The organism is Ralstonia chuxiongensis (assembly GCF_024158925.1).
GTDB classification, from domain to species: domain Bacteria; phylum Pseudomonadota; class Gammaproteobacteria; order Burkholderiales; family Burkholderiaceae; genus Ralstonia; species Ralstonia chuxiongensis.
Genome location: NZ_JAMYWC010000001.1, coordinates 66,574 through 82,596, shown reverse-complemented (window position 1 = coordinate 82,596; position 16,023 = coordinate 66,574). Strand labels below are relative to the sequence as shown.

Below are 16,023 nucleotides of genomic sequence, written 5' to 3'. Positions count from 1 at the left end.
AACGAGCGTAACGGGTGGTTATGCCCGAACATTCCCCCCCGGGGAGAGTCCGGTCAGGAATTACGAGTTGGCCGACTTGGGCAGATCCGCCACCAGGCGCAGCGAGATCGACAGTTCATCCAACTGGAAGTGCGGCCGCAGGAACGCCACGGAGCGGTAAGTGCCCGGCTTGCCCGGCACTTCCGCCACCTGAATCGACGCCTCGCGCAGCGGGAATTGCGCCTTCTGTTCTTGCGTGGCGTTGTCGTCCAGCAGCACGTACTGCGAAATCCAGCGGTTCAGGAACGTCTCAACGTTCTTGGCCGAGGCAAAGCTGCCGATCTTGTCGCGCATCATCGCCTTCAGGTAATGCGCCACGCGCGATACCGAGAAGATGTACTGCAGCTGCGCAGACAGGACCGCATTGGCGTTTGCGCTGTCGGAGTCATACTTCTTGGCCTTCTGCGCCGACTGTGCGGCGAAGAACGCGGCGTAGTCCGTGTTCTTGCAATGCACGAGCGGAATGAAGCCAAGGTCGCTCAGTTCCTTCTCGCGGCGGTCGGTAATGGCGATCTCGGTCGGGCACTTGAGTGCGATTTCGCCGTCGTCCGTCTTGAAGGTGTGTGTCGGCAGGTCTTCGACCAGGCCGCCACCTTCCACACCGCGGATGGCAGCGCACCAGCCGAAGTCGTCAAACGCTGCCGTCAGGCGGGCGCCGAACGCCCAAGCGGCGTTGCACCACAGGTACTTGCTGTGATCGGTGCCGTCCACGTCTTCAACAAAGTTGAAGCTCTCGACCACGGTGCCGTCCTTCGGGTTGTACGGCAGACGGCCCAGGAAACGCGGCAAGGTCAGACCCACGTAGCGCGAATCTTCCGAATCGCGGAACGACTTCCACTTGGCGTATTCAACCGTGTCGAACACCTTGGCCAGGTCACGCGGCTTGCCCAGGTCGGCAAACGATTCCAGGCCGAGCAACTCAGGCGACGACGACGCAATGAACGGCGCATGCGAAGCCGCTGCCACGTGCGCCATCTGCTCGATGAAGTACATGTCTTCGGGCTGACGCGTGACTTCATAGTCGCCAATCAGCGCGCCAAACGGCGCACCGCCAAAGGTGCCGAATTCTTCTTCGTAGACCTTCTTGAACAACGCGCTCTGGTCAAACTCGATCGCGGTCTTGAAGTCTTTCGTCAGATCGCGCTTGGTCGCGTTGAGCGCCTTGATCTTGATCGTCTGGCCGGTACTCGTTTCCTTGACCAGATAGTTCAGGCCGCGCCAGGTGGATTCCAGCTTCTGGAATTCCGGCGCGTGCATGATTGCGCTCAGTTGCTGCGAGATCAGGCGGTCCAGCTCGGCCACACGTGCATCGAGCGTGGCAGACAGGTTGTCGGACACCACCACGGTGCCGCTCAGCACCTGGCTTGCGAGCTCGCCGATGATGTCTTTCGCGCGTTCACGCTCGGAGTCGGACTTGGCGACGCGGCTTTGCTCGACGATGCTGTCCAGCAGGCTCACCTCTTCCGCAACCGAGGCGCCCTGCGCAGCGGATTGGTTCTCAAGCATCCTCGCCCCCGTTTTGCTTGGCGCCCAGCTTCTTCGCGTTTTCGGTGTTCTTCAACACTTCCGACAGCAGGTCTTCCAGCTTGTCGTTACCGGCCATCTTGTTGCGCAGGTCAGCCAGCTTGGAGCGGGCTTCGAGCAACTTGCGTAGCGGCTCCACTTGCTCAACCACGGCTTCGGGGCTGAAGTCTTCCAGCGAGCGGAACTTCAGGTCGACGCCAAAGCGGCCGCCGTCTTCCGTCAGCGTGTTCGGCACCTGGAACGCCGCGCGCGGCTCCACGCCCTTCATCACTTCGTCGAAGTTGTCGCGGTCGATGTTGACGAACTTGCGATCGCGCAGCTTGGGTTGCTGCACCTCGGATTGGCCCGACAGGTCAGCCACCACGCCCACCACGAATGGCAGCTCCTTCGTCTCGATTGCGTCGCCGATTTCGACGTCATACGTCAGTTGTACACGCGGCGGACGCACCTTTTGCAGACGCTTCTGTACGCTTTCTTTCTTGGCCATCACGTTCCTCCAGGAATGCGAACCAGCGCTGCGCTTAACGCAGTGCGCCGAACGGGTCTGCGCTGCCGCTGGCAGCACCGGTAGCAGCTGCAGGCGCAGCAGTGGTGCCGTGCTCAACAGCGTGAGCCGGGCGGCGAACAACGCGGGTCGGGCGGCGCACAGGTTGCTTGACAACCGGTTGTTCGCCCGGGAACAGGACCTGCTCACCCAGCGTGTCGCGCAGCATCTTGGCAAGCACTTGCGCGTCGGTCTTGACGTCGCCGGCCAGCGCGCTGTCGGCACGCAGCTCTTGCAGCGAACGGCGCGCCACGCGCAGGCCGCTCACAGCCAAGATGCTCTTGGCTTGGCGATCAGCGTTGTCACGCTGCAGGGCTTCCTCTGCGGCCAGGATGGCCTGCGGGTACTTCTCTGCGCCGAACTGGATCTGCGCGATGCGCACCCACGGCTCGTCACGGGTCGGGTTCTGCTTGGCGATCTGCTGGTACAGATCAATCGCCTTGTCCTGCTGGCCGCCCTTGGCCGCAGCTTCCGCCTCCGACATGCTCTGGCCGAAGGCCTCGTCGGTTTGGGGCCCGGGGTTGGTAGTCGCGCAACCCGTAAAGAGAGCGGTGGCCGCAGCCAGCACGATGAAGGAACGGAGAACGGAAGTAGACGAGGATTTGGCCACGGCGAGACTCTTCAAAGTTTCAAAGCGGTGTGTCGATACCCAATCAAATTCGCCGGAATTGGCGAGTTAAATGTTGGTCTCGACTGGCGCGAAATAGTACACTCCGCTCGTTGCCGTTGACAACCAAAAACGGATTATTAAGGAACCGAAACATCCTTTGTATTCAACGCCTTAGAACCGCACCGGGCAACGATCTCCGATTATTAAGAAACGGAAACATTCTTCGGTTTCCCTTTATTAAGGAATCGAAACAATTCACCGGTTTCCTTTATCGGAACAGGCGCGACAGCAGTCAAACAAAGAGAATTAAGTAATTCAGAAATCAGGCATGAAGATGATGAAATTCGATGCTGCTTGGGGGCAAGCGGCAAGGCAGCCGGGCTGCGGCAGCCTTCTGAAGCACTCTCTGAAGTACCGTCTCGCAGGGCCGCTCAAGCTGATGCTGGTGAGCGCCAGCGTGGCCGCATTAGCCGCCTGCTCCACCGGTGCGAGCGTGCTGGCTGGTGCGGCCAACGGCGCCCTGGAAGCGATGGGGATCAAATCGTCGAACCTGCCCGACGCGCAGAAGCCCCCGCGCGAAGTGCCGCTCAAAATGACTGCCGGCAACAACCTGAACGCAGCCAACGACCGCCGCCCGGTAGCGTTGGTGGTGCGCCTGTATTCACTGAAAGACCCGACCAGCTTCCTGCAGGCGCCGTATGACACGTTCATCGACCCGGCGCGTGAGAAGCAAACGCTGGGCGCGGATCTGGTCAATGTGCGGGAAATGACGCTGATCCCGGGTCAGCGCTACGACTTCACCGAGAAGGTCTCGCGCGAGGCCACCACGCTGGGCATCGTGGCGCTGTTCCGCAGCCCTGCAGCACAGCGCTGGAAATTTGCTTTCAACACCGAGAAGAACGAGAAGTCGGGCATCGTGATCGGGCTGCACGCCTGCGCCATGACGGTCACGTCCGGCACGCTGACCACCCCCGCCGGCGCCACGCCGCTGACTGATGTCAACCTGCTCTCCCCCGCGGTTTGCGGTAGCTGAACAACAAGGGCCAACGTGAGTTACTCCGCAAAGATTCTCTGGGGCGAAGGGCTGTTCCTGCGTCCGCAGCATTTCCAGCGTCAGGACGCGTATCACGAGTCGCGCCTGCACGCGACCGCGCAAGTCATCCAGCCATACGGATGGGGCATCCGCCATGCGCGCTTCGATACCGATGCGCTGGCCAGCGGCGTGCTGCGCGTGATTGAGCTGTCGCTGTTCTTTCCCGATGGCGAGCTGTATTTCGCTCCGCAGGCCGATGCGCTTCCGCCTCCGCTGGTGCTGGATGCCATTCCCGCCGGCGTGTCGGAGCTGACGTTCCATATCGCGCTGTATCCGTTGCAAGACAACGGCGGCAACTACCGCGAGCAGATCGAAGGCGCATCGGTATCGCGCTTTGTCGGCACGGAAGAGGAAACGGCAGACCTGTATACCGAGGCCGAGCCTGCTGCCATCACGTATCTAAAGAAGTCGGTCAAGCTGATTGCCGAGACGGAACCGCGCGAGCAGTTCATCTCGCTGCCCGTGGTGCGCGTGCGGCGCACCGGCACCGGCGGCTTTGAACTGGACGAAAACTTTGTCGCGCCCAGCATGGCGATCAACGCCTCGGCCGTGCTGTATCAACGCCTGCGCCGGCTGCTTGACGCGCTGCAGGCCAAGGTCAACGCGCTGTACGGTTTTCACCGCGAGCCGACCAAAAACATCATTGAATTCCGCTCCGGCGACATTGCATCGTTCTGGCTGCTGCATACGGCCAATGCCGCCTTCGCGGCGCTGTCGCATCTGTATCACCACCCCGACCTGCACCCTGAGCGCCTGTTCCAGGAAATGCTGCGCCTGGCCGGCGCGCTGATGACGTTCACCAAGAGCTACACGCTGGCCGACCTGCCTGCCTACGACCACGACAATCCGGGCCCGGTGTTTGCCAAGCTCGACACGATCGTGCGCGAGCTGCTCGATACCGTCATCTCCACGCGCTACTTCGCGATCGCTCTGGAAGAGACGCGCCCTTCGTTCCACCTCGGCCGCATCGACTCCGGCAAGATCGACGACCAGACCAGCTTCTATCTGTCGGTGTCGGCAGACATGCCCGCAGCCGAGCTGGTGGAAGCCATTCCGGCGCGCTTCAAGGTCGGTGCACCCGACGACGTGGAAAAGCTCGTGTTGTCGTCCATGCCCGGCGTGCCACTCACGTATACGCCACAAGTGCCGCCCGCCATTCCGGTGCGCCCGGGCGCGTGCTACTTCGCCGTTGAAGCACGGGGCATGCTGTACGAACGCATGCTGCAAGCGCAGACCCTCACTATCTATGCCCCGGCCGGTATCCGGGAACTCAAACTTGAACTGATCGCGGTGACTTCATGAGCGCTACCTCCACCCCTTCGCTGTTTGGCGGTTCGGCACCGGCAACCGCTGCGGCGGATGCACGTGAATCCAACACACACGCGCGCACGCTGCTTGATTTGCTGTATGACGGCTTCTTCATGCTGTTCCAGTTGCGCAACGCCCAGCAGCCGGCCAGCGCGGAAGAGTTCCTGAATCGCGTACGCGCCTTCCTTGACGATTTCGACCGTGGCGCCAAGCGCCTCAACGTGTCGGCAGAAGACGTGTTCGACGCCAAGTACGCGTTTTGCGCGGCCGTGGACGAAACCATCCTGTCGTCCAACTTTGCGATCCGCCCGGCCTGGGAGCGCCGCCCGCTGCAGCTCGTGCTGTTTGGCGAGCAACTCGCCGGCGAGACCTTCTTCGTCAAGCTTGAAGAGCTGCGTGCGCACGGCGCGCCCCGCCTGCAGGCGCTGGAGGTGTTCCACATGTGCCTGCTGCTGGGCTTCCGCGGCAAGTACATCCTCGAAGGGCCGGAGAAACTGGCTTACCTGACCGCACGCCTGGGCGACGAGATTTCCGCCATCAAGGGCAAGCGCGCCGCGTTTGCACCGCACTGGCCGCTGCCCGACAAGGTCGCGCACATGCTCAAGCGTGAAACGCCGCTGTGGATTTTTGGCGCCGTGTTTGCGCTGATCGGGCTGCTGGGCTTCCTCGGGCTGTCGCACACGCTGAGCACCAAGACCAACGAAACGCTGGAAGGCTATTCGCAGGTCATCAAGCTCGGGCCGCGCTTCTCGCACCTGACGATTTCGCTGCCTTGATGGCCACGATGGGCCGCGTGCCCATGCTCCTGCTGAAACGCAACACGAACCCCAGCGCGACGCTGTTCCGATGAAGCCTTTGTCCAACCTGCCGGCCGCCGTGCCACAAGCCGTCCTGGGCGCGTTGCTCGGGCAGCAGACCCGCCAGATCACGCTTGAGACGGCGCTCGCTTCCGACAACCTGGTCGTGGAGCGCTTTACCGCCACCGAAGCGGTGTCGGCCTCGTTCCTCCTGCATATCGATTGCCTGAGCCCGTCGGCGCATCTGGACACGGCCAAGCTGGCCTCGCAGGAAGTCACGCTGCGCCTGGTGCAAGCCGACGGCAAGCGGCGTGCGTGGCACGGTTACGTAGCGGATTGCGCATCGCTTGGCGGCGACGGCGGCCTCGCGCGCTACCGCCTGCGCGTCGTGCCGTGGCTGGATCGGCTGCGCACGCGCAGCGATTGCTTCGTCTACCAGGACAAGACCGCGCTGGAGATCATCGAAGAGGTTTTCAGCGAATATCCCACCGCGCATTACAAGATCGCGGCCACGCAGCCATGCACCAAGCGCTCGATCTGCTGCCAATACCGCGAAACCGACTACGCCTTCGTGATGCGCCTGCTGGCCGAAGAAGGCCTGTCGTTCCGCATTGAACACGAGCAAAGCGACGACAAGCAGCAGCAAGGCAGCGCCCAGTCACGCCACACCGTCGTCATCTTCGACAACGATGCGCAACGGCCCACCTGTCCGCAGCCGGAGATCCGCTTCCATCGCGTTGACGCCACCGAAAGCGACGACGCGATCGAGCGCCTGTCAAACGCGCACAGCGTGGGCACCAACGCGGTGACGCTCGCCTCGTGGGACTACAAGGCATTGGCCGCCACCAGCGCCCAAGCCAGCGCAAGCGACCCCGGCGGCGAACTGCCCACGCTGGAACGCTTTGAAGCCTCGGGCTCGTATCAATATTCGAATGCGCAAGAGGCCAGCCGCGCCGCGCAGTTGCGCATGCAGGCACACGAAGGCGCATACCTGCGCTACGAGGGGCAAGGCAGCGTGCGCCAATTGGGCGCTGGCCAACGCTTTACGCTCACGCAGCATTTCGACAGCAAGCACAGCGAGTTCGTCACGCTCCAGGTCGAACACGAAGCCGCCAACAACCTCGGTGCTGACATTGCAAGGCTGCTCGCCACCACCGAGATCGAATCAGGCAGCTATCGCAATCGTTTCGTCGCCGTGCCGGCAGAAGCGCCCATCGTGCCGCCCTACCGCCGTCGCCCGACCGCGCCCGAGGGCCAGGCCGCCGTGGTCATCGCCGACGATGGCGCGCCGCTCACCACCGACCGCGACCACCGCGTGCGCGTGCGCTTTCCGTGGCTGCGCGCGCCGGAGGTCAATGCGTTTTCCGACCCGTCCAGCAGCGAACGCACGCAGGTCACCGCCTGGGTGCGCGTGGCCAGCGCCAGCGCGGGCCCGAACTGGGGCGGCAATCACCTGCCGCGCGCCGGCACGCAAGTGCTGCTGACCTTCATCGACGGCGACATCGACCGTCCGATGATCGCCATGCAGCTGCACAACACGCAAGACGCCCTGCCCTGGGCCCCTGCCGATGCGCCCCTTGGGCAGGCACTGTCCGGCTGGCACTCGCAGGGCCTGGGCGGCGACGGCTACAACCAGTGGGTCGTCGACGATCACCCAGGCCAATTGCGTACGCGCCTGGCCAGCTCCACCGCCAATAGCCAGCTCAACCTCGGCTATGTCACCTCGCACGGCGCCACGGGCGGAGACCGTGGCACCTGGCGCGGCACTGGCGCAGAGCTACGCACCGATGCCTGGGCCGTGGTGCGCGCGGGTGCGGGCCTGCTGCTCTCGACCACCGCGCGTGCGCAAGCCGCCAGCACACTGCTCGACGCCCACGAAGCGCGAGGGCAACTCACCGCCGCGCAGAAAACTGCACAGCGCTTGTCCGACGCGGCCGCCAGCCAGCAAGCGCTGCCGCTGGCAGCCAACGAAGCCTTCGAGCCGATCGACAAAGCACTCGACCCCACGCAGGACGGTAAATACCCCAGCAACGTCAATGGCCAGGACTCACAGCAGCCCGTCGACAAGTTCGGCCAGCCGCTGCTGGTGACCGAATCGCCATCGAGCATCGCGCTCACCTCGCAAGCCACGACTACCGTCTACGCGGGGCGCCATCTGCACGGCACTGCGCAGGCTGACTGGCACCTCGCAGCGGGCAATGTCATTGCAGCGGCGGCGGCAAAGGGCGTGAGCCTGTTCGCCCAGCGCAACGGCATCCGCGTGATTGCCGAAGGCGGGCCGGTGTCGATCCAGGCGCATACCGATGCGCTGGCCGTGCTGGCAGACAAGGCGGTTACCGTGACCTCGTCGGCCGATTCGGTCGAGATCCTCGCGCAGCAGAACATCGTGCTGCATGGCGGGGATTCGTTGATTCGGCTGGAAGGGAATGCGGTGACGTTTGAGACGTCAGGGCTGCTGTCGGTTAAGGGGGCTGGGCATCCGTTTGAGGGGCCTGGGGGGCAGGCGGCGGCGTTGCCGGCGTTGCCCTTTGGTTCTCTGATGCCTAAACCGGCGGAGCAATCGTTGCTCCAAAAATTCGACGAGCAGGTGCTGTTCAAGGACGCTGACCAGAAGGTCGTCGATGGCCGGCTGCGCTTCCGCATACAAAACAAAGCGCAGCCCGAGCAGACCTTGCAAGGTGACGCCCCGCATGGGGGTGAGACGGCACGACTCCAAACGCCCACAGAGCAACCACTCGAGCACGCCCTGCGCTACGCTCGTTTCAAATTCGATCGATGAAAGGAGAAGGTTTGCACAATGGCGCATGACGACGACAACGGCTACGACATCGAAGTGCTTGGCCAGTGCCGGACGAACCCGAGAGAAGGATCTCAGCACACACAGAATGTCGAAGCCAGATTCCTGTGGTCATACGCGCAGGAAGAAGCTCTGGTTGCGCTTAGCGAGCAAGGTGCGGACAAGTGTTGGCACCTGATTACCGATCCCGAGCGGCGTGCCAAACGCATTGCTGCCCGTTATGCCGACCTGTACTTCGCGAGTGCCGATAAGTCGCGCGGCAAGCTGCAGATGCTCTGGCCAGCTTTGGCAGCCTTCGTGGTCAAGGACATTGTGGACGCCTACCGATATTCGCGCGAGGACGTACTCAACGGGGGCTGGTCCAACATGGCGCGCACTTCGGGCCCGTCGCAATTGGTATCCGAGTTGCTCACAGACGCGTCACCTTACGAACACTCTTTACGCGTGTATGCAGCGCTGGCCAAGGGAAACTTGTGGCTGTTCATGGACATCTACCCTTGGCTGTGGTTTGTGCTCGAGTATGGCCTCAATCGGGATGGCAGCCTGAATGCCGATCGGTTGCGCAGTCACGTGGAAGAGCGTGACGCCAGTACGCTGCAGGCGCAGTCCAGGGATGCAGTCAAGGAGTTACCCTTCGGCGCCAACTGGATGAAGAGATTGCAAGCACGTATCGAGGCTGACCCGGTGTACGCACACGGGCGGAGCTACTTCCAGACCGCCCCAACATGGGGGGGAATGGACGGCGGCTATGGACAGTTCGAAGCCAATGCAGGGCAAGCACACCGTTACGTGAAAGCGAACGTAAAGAACTACGACAAAGGCTATCGAGTGCCGGGCTCGGAATACTGGGGGAGCTTCCAGCAGGCCTTCTATGTCATGGAGGAAGAGCGCAAAGAGCTGAGCCGACTCGTGGACGACACGGGAGCCCTCGGACGACTGCAGAAGGTGGCGCAGTTTAAGGTGACCGATGAAGTAAGAAAGACGTACTCTCTTTTCATCGACGAATATGCTCTGGACCGGGCCGGCAAAGTCAGCAGTCAGCAGGAAGAGGTGAACATCATTGCAAAGCAGGAGCAGATCAATGTGCTGCAACCGTTGATCTACCAAGACCCAAAGCTGATAAAGACAATGGATATCAACCATCGAATCAGCCGCGCGTCGCTGGGTTCATTGTCCCCTACCTATACGCTGTACTTCAGCTCTGCGCCGAAGAACGCTGACCCAGCGTTACAGGCGACCTTCGATAAGCCGAAGGGCCCGTGGGACTATGTGACGGGGAAAAAGATGAGCTTGCCGAATCCGACAGACCGGATGGTCTATGTCAAGGAACTCGCAGACAAGTTCAACGACTTGATGAAGAACAGACGGTCATATATGGATGGCGAACTCCAAAAAATCCGAGGGTGGCTTCATGCTTAACCGGCGGCATTTCATGATGCTTGCCGTGCTGTCCATCATGGGCAGCTTGCTGGGTTGTACCAAGAGTGCAGGAGAAGGAATGACAGAAATACGGTTCGATCTTGGGAAGAACATCGTCGACACAGCACGTGCGTCGGGCGTTCCGGCGTTCGCAACCGACAACATCGATGGCTATATCAGCTATAGCGTCTCGCCAGTCCCGGACGCCGTGGTCGCGCACTACACGCGTGAAGGCTTTGAGATTCGGTGGCACCCCATCTTCTCGCTGGCCATGCGTGCCGACGAGAAGAGATTTCCGGACCGTAGGGTTCAGTCGGTGTCCCTTCTGCTTAACGATAAGAGCATAAAGACGAACGCTGAGGCGCAGACCCTGGTAGAACAAACGATCGCTCAGTTCCAGCGTGGTAAGTGGCAGCGATATTACGACCCTGAATCGGACGTGCTGCTGACAGGGCGTTCCAGCTTGCTGAATGAGAATGGTCAATTCGCACGTTTCCCGCGAACGATTGACCCCGCGTACAAGATTCCCGCGCAAGACTGGCCCGCGGTTGTACAACAAGGCCCCATCTGGCGCTGGGTCGGTGACGGCGTGTTGGCAGAGTTGAGCGTCAAAGGCGACGTAGGCACTGCCGGACTGAACTACGACGTTCGTCTTAGCTTCGATCTACTGGATGTGGCACTCAAACGCAATGCGGAGAATCTGGAGCAGCAACTCAAGGAAGGGGATGCCAAAGGCTGGAACAGTACCGCCGAACACGAAGCAGACAAGAAAAAGCGTGTCGAACTGAACAAACGTCTAATCGAGAACGCCATCAAGCGCGGCGATGCAGTGGTCAGCCCCGGTTCTTCGCACTAACATCGCACACGGTCCCGCAACATCGACCGACTCGCGTCCGTGGCCACATCGCACGTAGCAGTTCCATCGCGTGCCCTAGCGAATGCAGCGCGTTAAATTCGTCCTCGGCAACTGAGCAGGTCATTGATGTTTTGGCTTCTCTATCTGACCCTTCCCGTCTACGCCGGGGCGCACGCCGCATCGCACGTCGCACCTAAGCACGGCTTCCTCGCGGGACTCGGTGTCCTGATTGCCGTGATGATCGCCGTGCTGGTGCCGCAAACGGCTTTTCTCCTTTGGTTGAGCGCCGTCGTGGATCGTCGGCGCAAAGCCAACCCCGAGAAAGGGCCAGCTCGGGCCACGGTAGAGACCGCCAACGTCCCGATGCCAGAGAAGACTGGCGCACGAGCACGCTTTCGCCAGTTGATCGTGTACGGCGAAGAAAACGGCCGCCACGCCGCAACGCGGCTCGTCTATGACCTATTGCTAAGGATGGTCGCCGAACACCAGGTCGTAGAACAAGGGCATGGCGAGACCGACACTTCGATGGTCTCCGCGAGGGAGTTGGCGGACGATCTGGCCGAGTTGCAGCCCGACGATGTACTTGTGGTTTTCCGCTCACACGACAACGCGTGGGTCGGCTTCAGATGCGGAAACGACAGCTTCCGTTTTCGGCATCGCGCTGTGGGGAAAGTGATATGCACGATTATTTACCCGGCCAGGGGCGGCGGCGGGTACGACATCACATTTGAATTCCGAGCCCTACGTAACGATCGCTCATCAGCTGCTCGGGGACAAATCGCCCAATACGAATTGCCCTTCGCCAATGAGGCACGGCACGTGAGCGCGCTCACCTCGGCATTCGGCGAGATTGCGGACATGCTCGACGCCAAGTTCGTGTGCCAGCAATATGCGGATGTCTAAGCTTGCTTTTCACTCTACAGAGTGCGTAGTCAAACTGACGAACAACGACAAAACACCATGGGCCTACTGAAAAAACTATTCGGCCGAAACGCCAACGACCGGGTCGCCAACCCGCCCAAACCGCCGAAAGACGACGACACCTCGCCTGACATCGCCCCCGAACTCGCCCCCGCCCTGGAGGCCTACCAGCAAGGCCGGCACGAAACTGCCATCGCAGCCGCAGCGCCCTACGCCGATCGCCACGCCGACGCCAACCGCCTATGCGCACTCGCCTATTCGGACATGCGCCGTTATCCCGAGGCGTTTCCTTACTGGCTTGCGCTGTTCGAGCAAGAGCCCAGCGCGCACAACGCACTTCAGTTGGCGACCACCTCGGTCATGTGCGGCGAATTGAAGCGCGGCGAAGCCTGGCTGATGAAGTTCGACGAGGTCAATGAGCAGACGCACGAAATGTCCGGCGTCACGGCTCGCACGCAGTTCATCTCGTCGCTCACGCAGAGTGGACACATGGCCGAGGCATTGCCGTATCTGGATTGGTTACGCGATGTCTACGCGCACGTTCGCATCACAGATTCGCATTTCCTGTACATGCGCGGCATCCCGTTTTTCCCGAGCTTTTTGGAAAACAGCCTGCCCATCCTCAAGGCGAACCTGCCGATCGAGGCCATTGCTCAATGGTATGGAGTGCTGTCGGGGCAGTTGGATGAGGACGGCGAGGCGCAGCTTGGGCAGTGGATGCAATCGTTGAGTGTCACCGCCGCGGATTGAGTTTTTCCCGGCAGTTGATGCATAGGAACGCAAGGGTGAATCAGACGGAATGAAGTTGATAGCCGCCGAGCGAAGCGCACGCATGCACAGATGCATCTCGCAACGATGGGCAATGCTCTGCGTGGCGGTGGCTATCGTTGGCTGCATGCGAACCGAGCCGCCGATCAACACCAGCGTTGCCGAGTTCTCGCAATACGTCCGTCTGAGCACGCTACCTACCGCATCCCGGTTCGAGCTCGCCACGCTGCCGGAGAACAACACCGGCATTGGCGTACCGGGCCCAACCGACTATGTGGCGTTGATCGCCGCGATCAAGTTGCCCGCTTCGGGTGCCTCGCTTATAACAAGCCAACCCCGCTTTGCTGAATCGACTCCGGTTCCCGAAGCGTTCCGGCGCGCATGGCTGTCGGCGCCGGAGAAAGACGCCTTGCGACGCGCATCTATTCAGGGCAGCGTGGCGTACAACATCCGCGCGCTGGCGACTCATCCGACCAAGCGCGCACTCGCCATCCCGGTCAGTGCCGAAGAGTGGGTTCTGTACCTCGAATATGTCGCGCCTTAGTCGCTACAGGCAATAGACGCGCGCCTGTCACTCCCCGCCACCCGGCGCCAGCACCTCCCGCTGCCCATTGCGCCCCATCGGCGACACCAGCCCAGCCGCTTCCATCTGCTCAATCAACCGAGCTGCGCGGTTGTAACCAATGCGCAGTTGCCGCTGCACCGAAGAAATCGAAGCGCGGCGCGTGTTGAGCACAAACGCAGCCGCTTCGTCGTAGAGCGGATCGGCTTCTGCATCGCCGCTTTCGCCACCGAACAGATCACCGCTTGCGGCAGCTTCGGCCGGATCGCCGGCGAGGATGGCCTCGTCGTATTCGGGTTCGCCAAACTGTTTCCAGTGTTCAACCACGCGGTGCACTTCTTCGTCGGCAACGAACGCGCCGTGCACGCGCTGCGGATAGCCGGTGCCCGGTGGCAAGAACAGCATGTCGCCCTGTCCAAGCAGGGATTCGGCGCCCATCTGATCGAGAATCGTGCGCGAATCGATCTTGGATGACACCTGGAAGGCCACACGTGTGGGAATGTTCGCCTTGATGAGGCCGGTGATGACGTCCACCGACGGCCGCTGCGTCGCCAGAATCAGGTGGATGCCGGCGGCACGGGCCTTCTGTGCGAGGCGCGCGATCAGTTCTTCGATCTTCTTGCCGGCCACCATCATCAGGTCGGCCAGCTCGTCGATGACGACCACGATCAGCGGCAGCGTCGAGAGCGGCTCGGGCGCATCAGGCGTAAGCGAGAACGGGTTCGGCACCTTGCGGCCGGCCTGTTCCGCGGCCCGGATTTTCTGGTTGTAGCCCGCCAGGTTGCGCACGCCCAGCGCCGACATCAGGCGGTAGCGTTTTTCCATTTCGCCCACGCACCAGTTGAGCGCGTGCGCGGCCTGCTTCATGTCCGTCACGACCGGCGCCAGCAGGTGTGGAATGCCCTCGTACACCGAGAGTTCCAGCATCTTCGGGTCGATCATGATCATGCGCACGTCGTCGGGCGTGGCCTTATACAGCATCGACAGGATCATCGCGTTGACGGCCACCGACTTGCCCGAGCCGGTCGTGCCGGCCACCAGCAGGTGCGGTGCGCGTGCGAGATCGGTCACCACCGGGTTGCCCGTGATGTCCTTGCCCATCGCCAGCACGAGGTGCGATGCGTGCGCCTGGAAATCCGCCGCGTTCACGACTTCCGACAAGCGGATCATTTCGCGCTTGGCGTTGGGCAGCTCCAGGCCCATGCACGTTTTGCCGGGGATGGTCTCTACCACGCGGATGGACGTCACGCCCAGTGCGCGCGCCAAGTCCTTCATCAGCCCGACGACTTGCGCGCCACGCACGCCAATCGCCGGATCGACCTCGAAACGCGTGATGACCGGCCCCGCCGACGCGCCCACGACCGTCACGGGCACCTTGAACTCCGCCAGACGTTGGGCGATCAGGTTGCTGGTCTCCTCCAGGTGTTCGGCGGAGACAGCTTCAGCGCTGGTTGATGCGGCGGTCAGCAATGCCGCGCCCGGCAAGCGGTAATCGACGATGCGCGGTGCAACAGGAGCCGGAACTGGAACAGGAGCGGGCGCCGGCACGGGTACAGCCGCGATTGCCGGTGCCGCACGTGACACCACCTCCCCCACCACGGCAGGCAAGACGATGCGCGGCTTGGGCGTGGGTAATGCAGGTGCGGCTTCCGGCTGCGCGACCGGCTCGAGAACCGGCGTGGTGGGCAGCGTTTCCGCCTCGGGCAGTGCTTCGACAATCGGAGCGGCTTCCGCTTCAACTAGCGGCTCGGCAACCTCTGGCTCGGGCATCGTCGCTGCAGCGGGCGCCATCAGCCCCCGCAGTTCGGCCAGGAGCGCTTCCGCCTCCTGACGCACAGCGTCCAGGTCGACGGTCTGGGTTTCTATAACGGCGGCTTGCGCTTCCACCAACTCCGGCGCCGTCGGTTCGGGCAGGACAACCGACTCGGATGGCGGCGTAGCCTGCGTCTCAGGTGCCGCTGGTGCTGGTCCCTTTGTCTGTAGACCCAGTTGTGGTTGATGGAACGGGCTGCTGACGATGGTGGCGCGCGGTTTTGGGCGTGCCGGGGGCGCCTGTGGCGGCGTGGGCATTGCCGCCAGCGCCGAGGTTTTTGCGCTTGCGGGCGCGTCTGCCGGCGCGCCCTTCTTTGCGTCGATCAACGGCCAGATCTCGCCCGGTTGCGGTGGCGAGGGGCGCGTGCGCGGGGGTGGCTGCCATGCGGGCTGACGGCGGGCAGAAACGGCTTCGATCCCCCGGTGCCGCACGGCGGGCTTCGCGGGGCCGGTGTTACCGCTCCAAAGCGCCTCCCCTGCCCCGCCGAGGCCGAGCGCGGTCGGCTTCAAGCCGTCGTCAACGGGTTCGTCGTGGCGGGTGTCTGGCTCGGGAGACGTCTCGGTATCAGCAGTGCGGCGGCGGTTGAACACCTGACCCCACGATCGCCCGAACACCATGGGCGCGACCCAGATCAGCACGCCGAGCATCAGCAGGAACGCGCCCGTCCAGCCCAGCATGTGCGAGAAGAGCGACGACACCGCGCGCCCGGCGGCTCCGCCGGCCTTGTCCTGCGGATCGGCGCCAGAGGTCAGCGCTTCAAGCGCGGCGCTGGCGCTCAGCGCGACGAGCGTCACCAGCCAGAGCCGCACGGTGCCCCGACCTTTGAGGAAGTCCCGCTCCCCCGCCAGCGCGCGCGTTACATACCGCCACACCAACGGCAGCAGCCACACGGTGGAAATGCCAAACCAGCCAAGCACCATTTCAAACGCCATCGACAAATGCCAGGCCGCGATTGTAGCGGGGCGCGCCACC

13 protein-coding genes are annotated in these 16,023 nt (G+C 62.4%); 9 read left to right on the top strand and 4 right to left on the bottom strand.

Features of this window, described 5'->3' with window-relative positions:
* Window positions 1-60 precede the first annotated feature (60 nt).
* Genes tssC through NKG59_RS00365 form a run of 3 tightly spaced genes read right to left on the bottom strand, consistent with a single transcriptional unit; the run spans window position 61 to window position 2,717 of the window.
* The gene (tssC, locus tag NKG59_RS00375) at window positions 61-1,545 is read right to left on the bottom strand and encodes a type VI secretion system contractile sheath large subunit (RefSeq protein WP_024978980.1); all 1,485 of its coding nucleotides are present in this window, start codon (window positions 1,543-1,545) and stop codon (window positions 61-63) included.
* Window positions 1,538-2,050 carry a type VI secretion system contractile sheath small subunit gene (tssB, locus tag NKG59_RS00370; protein WP_009241817.1) on the bottom strand — a complete coding sequence of 171 codons (513 nt, stop codon included), beginning with the start codon at window positions 2,048-2,050 and terminating at the stop codon, window positions 1,538-1,540. Before tssB ends, tssC begins: the two co-directional genes overlap by 8 nt.
* Window positions 2,051-2,084: 34 nt before the next feature.
* A complete protein-coding gene (locus NKG59_RS00365) occupies window positions 2,085-2,717 on the bottom strand; it encodes an outer membrane protein assembly factor BamD (protein WP_253534241.1) in 633 nt (210 codons plus the stop codon).
* A 328-nt stretch (window positions 2,718-3,045) separates the two neighbouring features.
* On the opposite strand from NKG59_RS00365, the gene tssJ reads away from it, so the two are divergent.
* From tssJ to NKG59_RS00320, 9 genes are all read left to right on the top strand, one after another.
* Window positions 3,046-3,750, top strand: coding sequence for a type VI secretion system lipoprotein TssJ (tssJ, locus tag NKG59_RS00360; RefSeq protein WP_420804005.1), 705 nt, complete (start codon window positions 3,046-3,048; stop codon window positions 3,748-3,750).
* Window positions 3,751-3,765: 15 nt separating this feature from the next.
* Window positions 3,766-5,112 carry a type VI secretion system baseplate subunit TssK gene (gene tssK / locus NKG59_RS00355; RefSeq protein ID WP_045203976.1) on the top strand — a complete coding sequence of 449 codons (1,347 nt, stop codon included), beginning with the start codon at window positions 3,766-3,768 and terminating at the stop codon, window positions 5,110-5,112.
* Entirely contained in the window at window positions 5,109-5,894 is a 786-nt protein-coding gene (gene icmH / locus NKG59_RS00350; protein ID WP_045203977.1) for a type IVB secretion system protein IcmH/DotU, read from the top strand. The genes tssK and icmH overlap by 4 nt, the downstream gene beginning before the upstream one ends.
* Before the next feature lie 70 nt (window positions 5,895-5,964).
* Entirely contained in the window at window positions 5,965-8,694 is a 2,730-nt protein-coding gene (locus NKG59_RS00345; protein WP_253534240.1) for a type VI secretion system Vgr family protein, read from the top strand.
* 18 nt (window positions 8,695-8,712) lie between these two features.
* On the top strand, window positions 8,713-10,131 hold the full coding sequence (locus NKG59_RS00340) for a DUF2515 family protein (protein ID WP_253534239.1): 1,419 nt from the start codon (window positions 8,713-8,715) through the stop codon (window positions 10,129-10,131).
* Window positions 10,091-10,987, top strand: coding sequence for a hypothetical protein (locus NKG59_RS00335; protein WP_253534238.1), 897 nt, complete (start codon window positions 10,091-10,093; stop codon window positions 10,985-10,987). Before NKG59_RS00340 ends, NKG59_RS00335 begins: the two co-directional genes overlap by 41 nt.
* A 126-nt stretch (window positions 10,988-11,113) precedes the next feature.
* Entirely contained in the window at window positions 11,114-11,890 is a 777-nt protein-coding gene (locus NKG59_RS00330; RefSeq protein WP_253534237.1) for a hypothetical protein, read from the top strand.
* 57 nt (window positions 11,891-11,947) lie between these two features.
* The gene (locus tag NKG59_RS00325; protein WP_253534236.1) at window positions 11,948-12,658 is read left to right on the top strand and encodes a hypothetical protein; all 711 of its coding nucleotides are present in this window, start codon (window positions 11,948-11,950) and stop codon (window positions 12,656-12,658) included.
* A gap of 145 nt (window positions 12,659-12,803) precedes the next feature.
* Entirely contained in the window at window positions 12,804-13,220 is a 417-nt protein-coding gene (locus NKG59_RS00320) for a hypothetical protein (RefSeq protein ID WP_156158376.1), read from the top strand.
* A 27-nt stretch (window positions 13,221-13,247) separates the two neighbouring features.
* On the opposite strand, the gene NKG59_RS00315 is transcribed toward NKG59_RS00320, so the two are convergent.
* Complete coding sequence (locus NKG59_RS00315; RefSeq protein WP_253534234.1) at window positions 13,248-15,983, bottom strand: DNA translocase FtsK 4TM domain-containing protein; 2,736 nt, start codon at window positions 15,981-15,983, stop codon at window positions 13,248-13,250.
* Window positions 15,984-16,023 lie beyond the last annotated feature (40 nt).